The organism is Lachnoanaerobaculum umeaense (assembly GCF_003589745.1).
Classification (GTDB): Bacteria; Bacillota; Clostridia; order Lachnospirales; family Lachnospiraceae; genus Lachnoanaerobaculum; species Lachnoanaerobaculum umeaense.
This window is the reverse complement of record NZ_CP032364.1, coordinates 1,092,487-1,107,216: the sequence shown is the minus strand read 5'-3', so window position 1 is coordinate 1,107,216 and position 14,730 is coordinate 1,092,487. Positions and strand designations below refer to the sequence as shown.

Below are 14,730 nucleotides of genomic sequence, written 5' to 3'. Positions count from 1 at the left end.
TTAAATAATTCAGAGTGAGTACCCAAGCGATAAAGCATTAAAACAAGTACATCTCAACATATTTTATACTTACAGTGCCGCCTTAAGATCATCCATGCCGGAATACCTCGGTGCCAAAGGATCCGACATCATTCTTTTTCCTTCTTCGATCGCAGCCACTGTTATTTCATTAGGCACATCAAGTTTTAACTCAAAAGGTATACCATGTTTACGAATAGTTGTTCGCAGGAATATATTAACAGCTGTTGTCATATTTATACCAAGTTCATTAAAAATACCTTCTGCCTGGTCTTTTATATCCTTATCTATCCTAATATTTAAATTTGTTGTCATCATATATACCTCCTTATAGCTAAATCATAATAATATATTCGTCATATATCAACACATTGTCATTATTTCGACTACAAATATTTTTAATTATAAATCATAGTAACATCAATTCTATAATCGCAATAGTAAGACCAATCTCATTTGTAGTTGCATATACTACTTATTCAAATAGCTCCTTGTCATTATGCAAATACATCATATAACTCCCTTTCATAGAAATTCTTATATACTTTAAGAGGGTATAATGAAATATAAGCATCAATATCTTGCTTCTGTATATTCTGCTTTTTTATGATATCTCTTAATCGTTTAGAAATTGTATCTTCACTTTCGTCTGATAATCGTTCCACCTCACAAAGCAAATCCAAGAATTGCAGTACTTTAGCATTCTCTTTTGTTACAGTTGTTTTAGGTTTTCTAAGACGGATTATCTGATCTTTGATTTTTATATCCCTTACTTTAGCACTTGCCTCATTTGATACTATTTCAATTGTGACAGGTACCTGTGAAGTTACTCCCACTTGGTTAGCAAATGTATAACCGCTATAATATCCCTCAACTTTACCTCTACGATTTATATATCTATATTTAGCCACTGTTCCGGCAGCAATAGCTTACCCACTCTTTAATCTCGATTGTGATGGAATATAAAATACTCAATTATCAAAGCGTTTCAATATTCATCCACAAAAAACAAATTCATAATCACCCTATGTCTGAAGCTTTCTTCTCCAGTATTTTCATCTAATACCACAAGATAATATCTCTTGTCTTTATCCTATCTTCTGTCTTTAAATTGGAATTTCATGCGAAAGATCCTCTTATTAGCATCTGCTTCTCTACTGTCGGCAAAGTGGCTGACCTCATTTGATATTTTTCCACTGTTTTTCAAAACTTCAAACATACTACTCTATATTCTGAATAACTCCCGTAAAAAGAATTGAACCGTCAGGAGCCGCCACTGCATAGACAAAAGGTCTGTCAATAATAAAATCCACCTGATTCTGTATTATTCCTCCACACTCCGTTATAAGTGCTGTATATGCTGCACCTGTAACACCTTCCTCATCTATCTTTACCATGGCGGCATGCTCTGCTCTGCTCAAATAAATATTTTCAATTTCCTTTGTAAGTGGAGTGAAATCTGCCTGTTTGTCTGAAAGCACATCTGTAATTCCGATATCCTTTAGACACTCCAACAGATCTGTTTTAGCCGAATCATTGAATTTTGGAACTGTCAGATGCACCAGTGCTGAATTACTTTCCACACTTACAGGTTCCATACAGATTTTTATCATTTCAGAATTTGCTGCAATATCCTGTGCTTTATAACCTTCTTTCGGCATGAAAAAATACATTGTTCCACTGTCAACAAGACTCAATCCTACAGCCTGAAAATGCTCTGTTTGATACAAATTTGTTATAATATCATTGTGCATCATAGGAACCGACTGATCCCCTGAAACCCCATGAAATATTCCTTTATTTGTTTGTTCCTTTGGGAAATCTTTATCCCATGATGCCTTGTAATAAACGGTTGAAATAAGTGCCAACACTGATTCCTGTTTAAGTTTCAATTCTTTTGTATACTCTGTAAGCAATTCTCCTGTATGCTCATCAGTCCATTTTTGAAGTTTCTGATTCATAGACTCGGAACCCATCTCACCGCTGTAAGATGAAGCATGATACTCCTCTGACAGCCTTTTTAAAGTATCTTCATTATACCCTATATCATTTCTTAACCAGATAGAGTTTGCCAATATACTCTTTAGTGCAGGTGTATCCACATAATTGGCATCCCATATTGCTTCTATTCGCTTATTTAAGACATCCATATCCTTTACATTAAGCACATCAAGGATTTGCTTACGTGTATTTCCATCTGTCACTTCAGCCAGCATTGAAAGTGCTATATAAATATTCAATGGCGAACATACCGCATTATGATCTGTGACATCTGATAAAAGTTCCTTCTGTATCAGTTCATAGTACTGTTCCATTCCTGCCTGAACATTTTGTGATTTGTGAACTTTTTCTGTATAATCCTCTCTCCATTCACTGTGAGCATCTCCATTTGCAAACTTATTAACATCTGTTCCCTCAGAAATAGGACTTGGAATAACAGCTTCAACAGATTTTATGGATTTATCAGATTCATTAATGTTTTTAGTTCTTAACTGTGTACCGCTTTTTCCACAGGCAGTAAGCATAGTTATTGCTGCCAAAAATATTCCCACGATTCCTTTTAACCTCATACCAACCTTCCTTTCTAAAATAATTAATAGTTTCCTAAATTATACCATTGACTTTAATAAACTTATTACAATTTAATATCCTTAGGAAAAGCTTCCTTTCGCATAATTCCCCACATTTTATCTATATAGCTTAATGTATAAAAATTTTCATAATAATGATAATAGAAAGCCCCTTTAAGTGTCATCTTATATCCTTCTTCATCTCTTTTTAAAAATCCAAGCACTTGTAAAAGCCAAAATTCCAGACCGTACACCTTATTAAGAGGTATATCAAAAAACTCTTCAAATTCCTCCACTTTAAGTCTTGTACTGTATAATTTCCAAAAAAGATAATAAATCATCCTTTGCCTTTTAACAAATCTGTTTGTAAGTGCAGTGGGCATTATATTTGCATCAATTCTTTTACAATATTCCAATACAGAAAATGTGTTTATTTTAAACTGATCCTTAAAAAGGCTTGTGGCGGAACATCCGAATCCGAAAAAATTATCTCTAGTCATTGAAGAATATGATGCCGACTCTTCACTTGCAAAAGTCCAGATAGACTTCCTCACATATCCCTTACCTATACAATAGTTGGTAATATCATCCAAAAGTTTTCTCTTTTCTTTTTTTGGCATAACAGGAACTTTATTTTTGGTAAATGTAAAATCAATTAAAGGGTAGATTGCTATATGATTGGCTCCATTAGCAAATGCCATATCAATATCATTTTTTAAATCTTCAAAAGTCTGTGTGGGCAGTGCAAATATAAAATCCATAGAAACCGTCTCAAATTCAACTTCATTTAGTGCATTTGACATATCTTTAATATCAAACTTCCTTCTTTGCAAAACCTTTTGGTACTTATCCTGAAATGATTGTATACCTATACTTATCTTATCAACTCCCGCCCTCTTTAAAGTCTTTAAAACAGAGACATTAACATTATCCGGATGAAGTTCTATTCCTATACCGTCCGTTATGATAAAATGCTCTGTTAATGCCGCTATAATATCTATTATTCTATCTGCAAGAAGTGCGGGAGTACCGCCTCCGAAATAAAGGCTTGTAGCCTTTCTCCTGCCGTTCCACTGTTTCCCCACCAAATGAATTTCTTTTATCAAAGCATCTATATAGCCATTTGCTGTTCCTTCATCATATATAACCTTACAATAGGGACAAAAATTACATATACTTTTGCAGAATGGTATATGAACATATAAGCCGAACTCAGTCCCCTCATCATATGGCAATACTTTGTCGAAATCATTTGTAAAAATAAATGGTTTGGTTGAGTGCGTAAGATACATTCTTGTTAAATCTGTAATTAAGCTCATATCCGCCTCCTATGATGTTTTCTATAATATATAGTTTAATTCTTTATATTAAATTTACTGTTCTTATCCAAAATAACATCCACATCTTCTGCAATTTTAAAGCAATACTAAAAATAAACTCTGAAAGTTCATCATACTTTTCACTGTATAAAACACTGTTCATCTTGAATACAGTAATGTATCTTCAAGATGATTGTCCTTCACATCAGGTTTTGGAAATTGAGCATATACAAGATAATTGTTCTTTGTATCTTTTCTCTCAAAAAAGTATTTTGTATAAAACTGATTATACGGTTTTAAAAAATATACTTTTGCATTTATGAATTCTATACCTTGCACATCCTCAGCAAACTCTCCTTTATCGTCATACCAAAATACCAGTTTTCTGGTATCACCCATGAATTCCTCATTCAGACGATCTATTATTTGTTTTAGGTTTAATTCTGACATTTACTCTACTACCTTCCACTATCCTGACCTATGACTTAACTCTTTTATAATTTACTTCTTAAATAATTCAGAGTGTGTGCCCAAGCGATAAAGTATTAAAACAAGTATATCATCATATATTTCATAAATAAGCAACCAGTTTGGCTCTATATGACACTCTCGAGTTCCCTTATAGTTTCCTGTCAAATCATAATCTCTGTATTTTGCATCCAAAGTACCACCATTAGCCAGAATATCAATTACCTCAAACAGTTTGTCTAGATTCTTTCTTTGCTTTTTTGCAAGTTTTAAATCCTTTTTAAATTGATTTGTAAATTGTACATCATATTTCATACTTACAGTGCCGCCTTAAGATCATCCATGCTGGAATACCTCGGTGCTAAAGGATCCGACATCATTCTTTTTCCTTCTTCGATTGCAGCTACTGTTATTTCATTAGGCACATCAAGTTTTAACTCAAAAGGTATACCATGTTCACGAATAGCTGTTCGCAGGAATATATTAACCGCTGTTGTCATATTTATACCAAGTTCATTAAAAATACCTTCTGCCTGGTCTTTTATATCCTTATCTATCCTAATATTCAAATTTGTTGTCATCATACATACCTCCTTATAGCTAAATTATAATAATATATTCGTCATTTATCAACATATTGTCATTATTACAACTGCAAATATTTTTAATTATAAATCATGGTAACATTAATTATTATTTCTCTAACATAACATATAATATTCCGGTATCAATATATAATCTCACTTATTTTTTACTCATTATATTCTTTGAATCTGCCAGTACCTCATAGAACTTGCCATCCACTGCGGTCTAAAGTTTTCTATAGTTTACTTTTACACCATCATCCAGATTAATCTCTATACGACTATTCTCTGTAAAAAACCGCGATCTTGGATCTTAAAATACAGAATCCACTTATCTCCCAACCTCACCTATACCTAGCCTAGCAATATTTTTACCTTAAATCTTATATTTTGCCTTACCTATTCTCATCCTCCTTTTCTTTTATACGTTTCCATATATATCTATTTAAAAAAGAAACTTCACAATTCATCTTTTTCTGTTCTCTTCCATTCATAGAAAAAACAACTTCGTATTTCTCAAATGAATTCTTATCCACTTTAAAAAGACTCTCATTATTTTCTACATCATTAGAAACTTCTAATTCAACTGTTTCAGTGTAATTAATTGCATCACCACAATTTTTACACATAAGCATAGGAAAATAATACTTCTGGTCATTTATTGTACATATAATATTTCTAATTGCTAAAGCACTCATTTCTGATAATAGAATCCCTTTGCACACAGGACAAATTCTGTTTGTATATTCTTTACTACCATATCCTCTGGCATGGAACCAATTCATTTTATTATTTCGCACATCAAATCTAGTAACTAAAACTCGCTTTAAATCTTCTTTACCTCCCTCTTTCCATTTTTTTATAAATTGGTCTACCTTTATGTTTATTGAATCGACAAAATCTGCTGATTCCTGTTCTTTAAATCCGCTCAATTCATCCAAATCAATGCATTGCATTTCATCATATATTTTATTTTCAGAAAAATCATAACATTGGAATACTTTTCTAAGCAGGGTTCCAAATGCATTCTCACCAAATAATAGATAGATTTCTCCTTGTTTATCAGGCTCATCTAAAATTTTACCTTTGCAATATAATGATTTATTTCCAGTTTTGAGTGATAATACAAATATATCATTCATTACTATCTCTTGTAATTCTTTGCCTAAGTTAAGTGAACCAATTTGTTTCTTTTTTTTCTCTTGAATGCTTACCTTAGTTTCAAATATATCTTTTACTTCTTGTGATAATTTTTTCACCTTGTCTTTAGATAATTCAAAAATAACCTGACCACTTTTCCACAATTCAGTAGCAGAAAATCCTTTAATTAAATCATAAAATTTATCATTCCATTCAATAGGCTTTTCTCCCTTTTCTATTATACAGCGAAAGATTGTTCCTCTTATTGTAGCAGCAGAAGATATCACAAATTTAATAGCTTGTTCTTTCCAAACCTCTAAATCATACTTTTCTAAAATTTGTCTGATAAATTTTTCATTTTCTTTGTTTTTTTCAAAAAAATCACCATCTTCTCCCAACGAATAATCAAGCTTATTAAAAAAACTCTCTCCATATTTTACAATCACATCGTTGTTTATTTCTTTTTCAGTATAATAAATCGATTCTGATGCTTGTATTATATGATTTTTTGAATTTTTTACATATAATGCCACATTATTTTTCTTAAACCAACCTTGTTCATTACTCACTGTGCCAATATTTACCTCTTTATTTTCCAGTAATTTTTCCGAGTGATAATAATATAAATTTTTAAGTTCATCATTAACTACTGTAGTAAGTTGAGGTAATACCGAATCATCACTAGTTCTCAATTCACTGGAAATATTCCAGTTATTATTCTTCTTTTCATAAGTATATTTCAGATATGGAGATAAAACCAAATCATCGAAACAATGTTTTATTGAATTAATCTCTTCTGGTTGAAGAATATGGCTCACACCATGTAAATCTCTTTTTAAATCTTGAACTATGTTTTCAATTGAAGAATACTGATCATATTCACCAGCGTAACAACAGTCTTCTCCGCTTTCGCAACAAGTTTTCAGCCAATGATATTTTCCTTCTTTATAATTCACCGCATTAGATTTAAAATACGCCTGATAAATAAAAGTATTTTTATATAAAAAATCAAAGTCACTACTTTCTTGCAAGAGTTTTTTAATCCAAGAATAGAATAATTCCTTATTTGGCAATTTTTCCTTATAATCATTCAGCAAATAATCTTTTATTTCTAAAAGGATTTTACCTACGCATCCTTCTTCTTCACATAAATAAGATTTAAAATATTTAATATCAATATTTGTGCTTTTCACAATCTTATCCTTGACTTTATCCTCAATAGACAATTCCATAACATCATCTAATTTATCATCCTCATAATATATAAACGAAATTGATGGTCTTTTACCACTATAATCATCCAATTCCCTGCTTGTAAAAATATCACCTTCATTTTGATGCAACCACCAATACATATTACACGGTAAAAAAATAGATTTCTCTTCTTCTTGTATGTCACTTTCCTTTTGAACCAAATCAGAAATCGCTACCGCCTTTACATTTTCTCCTCCCTTTTTAGTACTAGTAGTAGTTCGTAAGAATCTTACATCTTGCAAATCTTCCCAACTATCGCTAAAAATCTTATTGCGTTGATTTAAATATTCATATGGAAAATACTTATACCAATTTGATAACCCTATTTCCTCTTTCTTAGATTCAGAAGATGTTTCACTTTCCACAACACTTTTGAAACCATTCATCAGCCCACTTTTTAGCACTTCTTTATTCCATGTTTCGAAACTAAATCCATCTATCTCGTGATCAGCAAGACTTTTTCTATCATCTTTTAACTCTAATAAAGGAATATTAACATAAAATGTAGTTCTTAATTTAAAATCATTGATTGGCAAGGAACAATAAACCCTTGATTCGTCTTTTTCTCTTGGAAAATCAAGCTTCTTAGGGAATAAAAAACTCAATTTTTTCTTTTTTTCAAATAACTCATTAGAACGATTTTTCCAACCTGGATTTTCACCTTTTTTAAAACTATTGTCATCAGAATTATCTATGACATATTCCATCTTGAAGTAATTATCCTGAATATACTTCTTGCGTTCAAATTCTATCAAAGTCTCTGAAGAACTCAAAAACGTTATCTTCTCAATATTATCTAAGAATAAATAATCCTTCTTAGCTTTAAAATTTTCTTCCCATTGTTCTCTTGTACTCTCACCAAATATGAGTTTTTTTATAGATTCAAGATTATCTTTACTATGAAAAACAATTTTAGTTGTCTTTCCTTGATTAGGATCGAGCATAGAGAATTCAGGAATCGGATAATAACTGTCACTTTGTTCTGCATTTTCAATGCTCTCAACTTTGATTTTCCCTCCAAAAATCGTTATATTTTTTTTTACATCTTCCAAGACACACTCAACCGGGCCACTAAAAATTGTGACCTTATCAAATAAATTATATACACTTTTAAATCCTGTCCCTTTACGTCCCTCTCTATTCTCATCTGATAAAACATTTCCTGAATTGCCTTCCGTACATATGGCAAGAAAATCCCGTACTGAAAATCCCTCATCTGGGTACTCTAAAGTAAAGGTTTTCTTAGAATCATCAAAGGTTATTTTTAATTCTTTTCTTTCAGAACTATTAGGAATATGGTCATTCGCATTCTGCAAAAGTTCATACCATATTTGATTATCAGCTCCACTCGACGATCTCTTACTAATCGAAAAATTAGCTGATAGAGCACATATATCTGTTAGGTTTTTTAATTTACCTTCAGAATCTGCATAATTATCATTAGTTATTGGTTTAGTTTGCTGTAGCAACTCAGATTTTATGAGATCAAAATCAGCAACAATGCCTAAATTTTCTATAATTGAAGACTCTATTTCACGCACAATATTATCAATCTCATCTTCATTTTTTATAATCACTGTATTATGAAATCTAACAAATTGTGCTGGTAATTTTGTATATATAAATACTTCTTTCACCGACTTATCTAATTTCTTTAGATTTGAAAATTTTTCTTTATAAATCCTGTCGGCCAATATCAAGTTATCATCCATACTTAGCTTATAATTTTTTGAAAAATCAGTCTTATTTAACTCATTACATATTTCTTCTGTCCATTCACTAATTGGAATCAAAATATACTCATTGCTTTCATTACTTTCATTAAAACATCTAATACCCAAACATTCTGCATAAATCCTATCTTCTACATTATTCATCGATTATCACACTCCATTTTAATCTCCCCTATATTCTTGATACTTCAGTTTCCAAATTGTTTTCAAATTTTCTGCCTGTACGGTACATTTCTTATTTTCACTGTTATTATATTCCTCTTCGTTCTTATTTAAGCATTTATTTGAATATTCGTACCAGTCACAATCATCAGTTTTGCTATAGTAACGCATCAATGCTTTATATAAATCAAATGAGCAATTTATAGATTCTGTATTTCCTTCTTTTTTATATATATATTTCCAAACAGAACCCCAGTCATCGCTTTCAATCTTATTTTTAAAAGAGCTCCCATAAATTTTACTAAGCAATATATAGTTATCTTCATCATCTTTTACGCCAGTACTATCTCGTATAATTTTCAAATAGCCATTACTCGCTTGATTTTCTTCATGTAATATCCAAAGCTCACTATCTTCTGGCTTCATATATTTACCGTCGACTCGAATTGCTTTCATTCCTGTTCTATTATCAATTAACGGCAAATAATCACTGTGTTTTTCTTTATTAAGCTCCTTTATAGTCGCATCATATCTTTTTTCTAATAATAGATTGGTAAATTCTAATTTTCCTTCATCTTCTAATTCTATCTTCCCAGCTCCTAATGCCTCTATATTAGTGCAATCCGTAAGTGTTTTAATAATTTGTATAGGTTCCCTGCTACTATTCACATCGTTGACATTTTCACTGTTTAGCAATTTATCTATAAACTCTCCAAGCCATCCAGTCTCTTCATCATCAGTTTCTGACAAAAATATATTATCAATCACATCATCAAAATACCTAGGGTTATCATTACAACAAAAAAAATTATCGTTATATAAGCATTTTAAAAATTTCAATGTTTTAAAGTGCTCAAATATAATATTTTTATTATCTTCCTCGCATAAAGAATTTATTTTTTTTATACATTCCTCATACTTTGCGTCTTGAGACAAAAAAAACTGATGATTGTTATTTTTATATGCCGGTAAATAATCATATAAATTAGCATTATTTTGCTTCATTTCATCTACTAACTTCTCAAATGCATATTTCACCAAACTAGTATTATTTTCCTGATCTTTAAACAATTCTAAAAACAACCTTCTATTCCATTTTGTAGTATAGAGTTCCTTTTTATTTTTAAAATATTCATCAAAATCATCAGTATCTGAATGTTCATCTCCTTTCAGCCCATTTATCCACATACAACTTCTGTCTTCATTTAGTTCGAATGGTGCCTGAATAGATATAGGAGCATTAATATTAGTAAATGTGGGAAGATATGTAAACAGATTGCCTTTCCATGCTTTTATACCATTTTCCCATTTTGGAGCTAACAACACAACGGGATATGTTTTTACCTCTTTTTCTGTTTCATTAAACTCTTTCTCGTTCTCAAATATTTCCTTATAGTGGCTTCTATATTCTTCATAAGAAAACACAACATCCTTTTCATACCAATAGCACTCGCACTCTAAAATAGGCGATTCCAGATTTCCTTCTGTTTTAATTTCATATCTTATTTTTGCTATACCCATTTTTTTGTCTTTATCAGTCTTGATATCCTTTTTTATAGCCATCATAAGGGTTTCATTTTTATATTGAATATCCAATTCTTCTATATTATTTGTGAAAATAATCGGACAGTTTTTCAATATGTTCTCTTTCTTATTTTCATTAAAGCCATAGCGCTCTTTAATTTTTCCAAATAGGTCTGCACCAGCACTAAATTTATTTTCGTTGTCATTTGCTTCTCCAGAATTGTTCTTAAAATGCAACATCATTTTGGTTCCATGATTTGACTGTTCAGAATCAATCCATTCCGGTGCAAATGAATTCTGCGAAAGTTTAAAATGGAATTTACCACTATGTATTTCCGCATAGTCGCAAACAGAAAAAATAGTTTTAAAACCTCTTCCCTTCTCTCCAATAATTCTTTTTCTCTTTTTTAGCCTTTTATTTGACTGTCCTATTGTTGTGATAGCAATAATATCAGAATATGTCATACCTTCTTCCGGGTATGTAATTATCAGACTATCATCCTTAATCTCAATCTTTACTTCTACTTGGGATTCATTGTCATCACAATTTTTTATGCTATTATATTCACAATCATCTGCATTTTGAATAAGTTCATAAATATATCTAAGAGGATCATTATTGATTTTTTTTGCATAATCCATCAACTGCTCACTAAGGTTTCCATCTATTGTACCGATTTCTCTATATTCTTTTAATTTTTCAATAAAAACCTTAGCATTATTTTGCCATGATTTTCCAATAATATTCTCATCAGCTTCAACTGTTGAAAGAAATTCATAAAAATCTTTCTCAAGTTCTTTAGTCTCGTATTTCTGCTTTAAATAAAATACTCCATCACCATCTGTATCTTTTACCGAGTCATTTAAATACTTAGACAGAAATCTGTTCATAAGTCTATCTGCATTACTGTACATAGCAGATACATCACTCTGCAACATTGCTTCTGTTTCCAAAAGACAACGCAAGCGCAACCAATCAAGCTTTGTACAAAGTGCTGGATATTTGTCTCTTTTTTCTAACAGACTATTAATTTGAATTTCATTTCCCATTCTCATTCTGCTCCCATTCTTTCAGTGGTTCAAACTGTTCTTTATATTCTCCTATGGTGATGTCACTATCAATCATATCATGACAGAATTTAGTATATTTTCCTCCCAGAATTTCTCTACAACATTCCTTAAATATATATTTCGCAGACTCTGAACTTTCCCTAAAATCTGCCTCCAGGTAATCTTCGCAAAACTTCTTTAATTCATCATCATATTTTTGCTTATAATAATCTTGCAAGGTATTTCCATTTATCTCATTTCCATCTGTAAATAAATTAGTCAATGCCTCTGTAATATTGCCGGTAAAATTCTCATTTATTTGGTTATAAAGTTCCTCTGCTCTTTTATAATTCCAGTCTTTACTTACATTTCCATTTTCATCTCTAATTTTCTTTCCCTCGTCGTTGATTCTTATTTCTGAAAACTTTTTTTCTAATAACTCTTTTGCAGCTATGATTTTTTCTTTATTACTCTCATTTAATCTTTCTTCAATATATTGTTCTATACAAGCATTTACATAATCCCTTGCATCATTTGGTAAAATATTAATCCAGGAAAGTTTACCTTCCTCCTCCATATTTTTTATCACCTGACATTTTCCTAAAATTATTTCCCCAAACAGTCGCAAATCATACCCTTGGTTAAATAACATATAAAATGCCTTTGGAATTCCTTCTTGGCCTCTTCTATATATTCTACCATTACGCTGACCTATAGCTGCTGGAGTATATGGCAAATCATAATGAATCAAAAGCTGACAAAACTGCAAATTATGACCCTCTTTCGCTGCATCAGAGCATATTAATATTGATGGTTTTTCATCTTTTTCAAACATTGCTTTCATGTTTTCAACCTGCTCTGCACTTGTTCGTCCTGTAATCAAGTAGACATGATAATCAGTCCCTAAATGTTCTTCTAAATACTCACAGGTAGTAATAAAACAAGAAAAAATAATAGCCTTTTTATTTTCATTACTGTTATTATCAAACTCCGATTTAATCAACTCCCGCAATGCCTGAAGCTTCGTATCATCATTAGGCTGCCAATCTTTCAGAATATCTTTTAAATCATCAGCTTCAAAATCTTCCGTATCAAAATCTTTCTCAGTACTTTCATGGTATTCTAAAATTTCTGTAGAAAATTCATATCTATTCTCAATAAATTTCTTCAATGAATATATAGAGCTAGAGGCTATCCTCTTTAAAAATCCGGTTAAACGACCATATTTTGACTTCTCCCTAGTGTTTCCATCATCCTCATCTTTTGTAGCATATAATTCATCAATAATATCTTTTTCTATGTTATTCGGTGTTACTCCACTTTGTTTATTCTCTAAACCACTACCAGTGGTTGCTTTAGGATAATTCCACACCTCAATCTCCAATAATTTGTCATAACAATTTGCTTCAGATTGTAAAGTCTTTGTAATGCCAAATTCTTGAATATTTCCTTTTGGTAGATCCTTCGTTAATAGTTCAGTAATATTATTATAGTCTTCTTCATTATTGAAAACGGGGGTACCTGTCATAAATATCTTTGTTTTGGATTCATTTTCCTCACTTTCTTCTATGAGTCTATCAACATATCTCCACAATTTACCTTTATTTCGAATATAATGAGCTTCATCTAAAATTAAAATATCATAAGGTAAAATACTCGATAATTCTTCAGTCAAATATAGTGTTTCCTGCTCTCTTTCACAGCCCCCATTTCTTAACTCATATTCATTCTTTATATCTTCTGATAATGATTTTGAACTTGCGGAAGAAAAATATGAATAAGGTACTATTGTTATTTGACCAAAAGTTTTTTCCTTATAGTAATTGATTGCTCCTATATAAAAATTATCATATAATTCTTTCTTCCAATTCTCACATAGCTTTACAGGGCATAAGATCAAAGCAGTTAGCTCCGGATTCAAATGCAACAATTCTCTTAAAATTATTCCTATTTCAAATGTTTTACCAACCCCAACCTCATCGGTTACTAGTACATTTTTACCATTTTCTATGTATCTTTCATTCTCATTATCCCAACTCATCATCTTATTAAATGGCAAATATTGATAAGGATTAAATAAGGCTTTACTGTTAAACAATGCTTTAGGTATTTTCTTATACAACTCTTTGTCATTATGCAAATACATCATATAGCTCCCTTTCATAGAAATTCTTATATACTTTAAGTGGATACAATGAAATATAAGCGTCAATATCTTGCTTCTGTATGTTCTGCTTTTTTATGATATCTCTTATACGATCAGAAATTACATCTTCACTTTCATCTGATAATCTATCCACCTCACAAATAAAATCCAAGAATTGTAATACTTTAGCATTATCCTTTGTTACAGTTGTTTTAGGTTTTCTAAGACGTATTGTCTGATCTTTGATTTTTATATCCCTTACTCTAGCACTTGCCTCATTTGATACTATTTCAACTGTGACAGGAACCTGTGAAGTTACTCCCACTTGGTTAGCAAATGTATAACCGCTATAATATCCCTCAACTTTTCCTCGACGATTTATATATCTATATTTAGCCACTGTTCCGGCTACTATAGGTATCCCACCTTTTAATCTAGACTGTGATGGAATATAAAATACTCCCTTATCAAAGCGATTCAATAATCCCTGATCACAAAGTTGCTTTAGTAAAGGTCTAAGAGTATTTCCACTCAAGCCCAATTCAATATCTGATGTAAATATAGGCTCATTCGGTTTATAATTTTTTAGCAAATATTCATATAACATATAATCACCACCTTGTAACGATTTTTGACTATTGTTTTTACTTTATTTATTATAACGTATTTTAAATATATTATTTAATTTTCGCTTAATCATCCTTCGCTCCTGTCAGCAATAAACTTTACTTCACTTGAGATTTTATATTTGTACTTATTGAG

At 31.0% G+C, this 14,730-nt stretch carries 11 protein-coding genes and 1 pseudogene; all 12 read right to left on the bottom strand.

Going from position 1 to position 14,730, the window contains the following annotated elements:
* Positions 1-69: 69 nt before the first annotated feature.
* Positions 70-336, bottom strand: a complete 267-nt coding sequence (locus D4A81_RS05040; protein WP_111525538.1) for a type II toxin-antitoxin system RelB/DinJ family antitoxin — start codon at positions 334-336, stop codon at positions 70-72.
* Between the two features lie 179 nt (positions 337-515).
* Positions 516-929 (bottom strand): hypothetical protein, encoded by a 414-nt coding sequence (locus tag D4A81_RS05035; RefSeq protein WP_111525537.1) that lies wholly within the window; start codon positions 927-929, stop codon positions 516-518.
* A 182-nt stretch (positions 930-1,111) separates the two neighbouring features.
* Complete coding sequence (locus tag D4A81_RS13625) at positions 1,112-1,237, bottom strand: hypothetical protein (RefSeq protein ID WP_278321292.1); 126 nt, start codon at positions 1,235-1,237, stop codon at positions 1,112-1,114.
* A gap of 1 nt (position 1,238) precedes the next feature.
* A complete protein-coding gene (locus D4A81_RS05030) occupies positions 1,239-2,588 on the bottom strand; it encodes a serpin family protein (protein ID WP_111525536.1) in 1,350 nt (449 codons plus the stop codon).
* 65 nt (positions 2,589-2,653) lie between these two features.
* Positions 2,654-3,907 carry a coproporphyrinogen-III oxidase family protein gene (locus tag D4A81_RS05025; RefSeq protein WP_111525535.1) on the bottom strand — a complete coding sequence of 418 codons (1,254 nt, stop codon included), beginning with the start codon at positions 3,905-3,907 and terminating at the stop codon, positions 2,654-2,656.
* 162 nt (positions 3,908-4,069) lie between these two features.
* Positions 4,070-4,357 (bottom strand): annotated as a pseudogene (locus D4A81_RS05020) (BREX-1 system phosphatase PglZ type A); the annotation flags it as partial.
* Between the two features lie 51 nt (positions 4,358-4,408).
* The gene (locus D4A81_RS05015; RefSeq protein WP_111525534.1) at positions 4,409-4,690 is read right to left on the bottom strand and encodes a type II toxin-antitoxin system YafQ family toxin; all 282 of its coding nucleotides are present in this window, start codon (positions 4,688-4,690) and stop codon (positions 4,409-4,411) included.
* 2 nt (positions 4,691-4,692) lie between these two features.
* Entirely contained in the window at positions 4,693-4,959 is a 267-nt protein-coding gene (locus D4A81_RS05010) for a type II toxin-antitoxin system RelB/DinJ family antitoxin (RefSeq protein WP_111525533.1), read from the bottom strand.
* Positions 4,960-5,354: 395 nt separating this feature from the next.
* Positions 5,355-9,230 carry a hypothetical protein gene (locus D4A81_RS05005; RefSeq protein ID WP_111525532.1) on the bottom strand — a complete coding sequence of 1,292 codons (3,876 nt, stop codon included), beginning with the start codon at positions 9,228-9,230 and terminating at the stop codon, positions 5,355-5,357.
* A gap of 18 nt (positions 9,231-9,248) precedes the next feature.
* Positions 9,249-11,822, bottom strand: a complete 2,574-nt coding sequence (locus D4A81_RS05000; RefSeq protein ID WP_162902549.1) for a sacsin N-terminal ATP-binding-like domain-containing protein — start codon at positions 11,820-11,822, stop codon at positions 9,249-9,251.
* Entirely contained in the window at positions 11,812-13,971 is a 2,160-nt protein-coding gene (locus tag D4A81_RS04995) for a helicase-related protein (protein WP_162902548.1), read from the bottom strand. The genes D4A81_RS05000 and D4A81_RS04995 overlap by 11 nt, the downstream gene beginning before the upstream one ends.
* The gene (locus D4A81_RS04990) at positions 13,955-14,575 is read right to left on the bottom strand and encodes a DUF6088 family protein (RefSeq protein WP_111525529.1); all 621 of its coding nucleotides are present in this window, start codon (positions 14,573-14,575) and stop codon (positions 13,955-13,957) included. The genes D4A81_RS04995 and D4A81_RS04990 overlap by 17 nt, the downstream gene beginning before the upstream one ends.
* Positions 14,576-14,730: the final 155 nt, after the last annotated feature.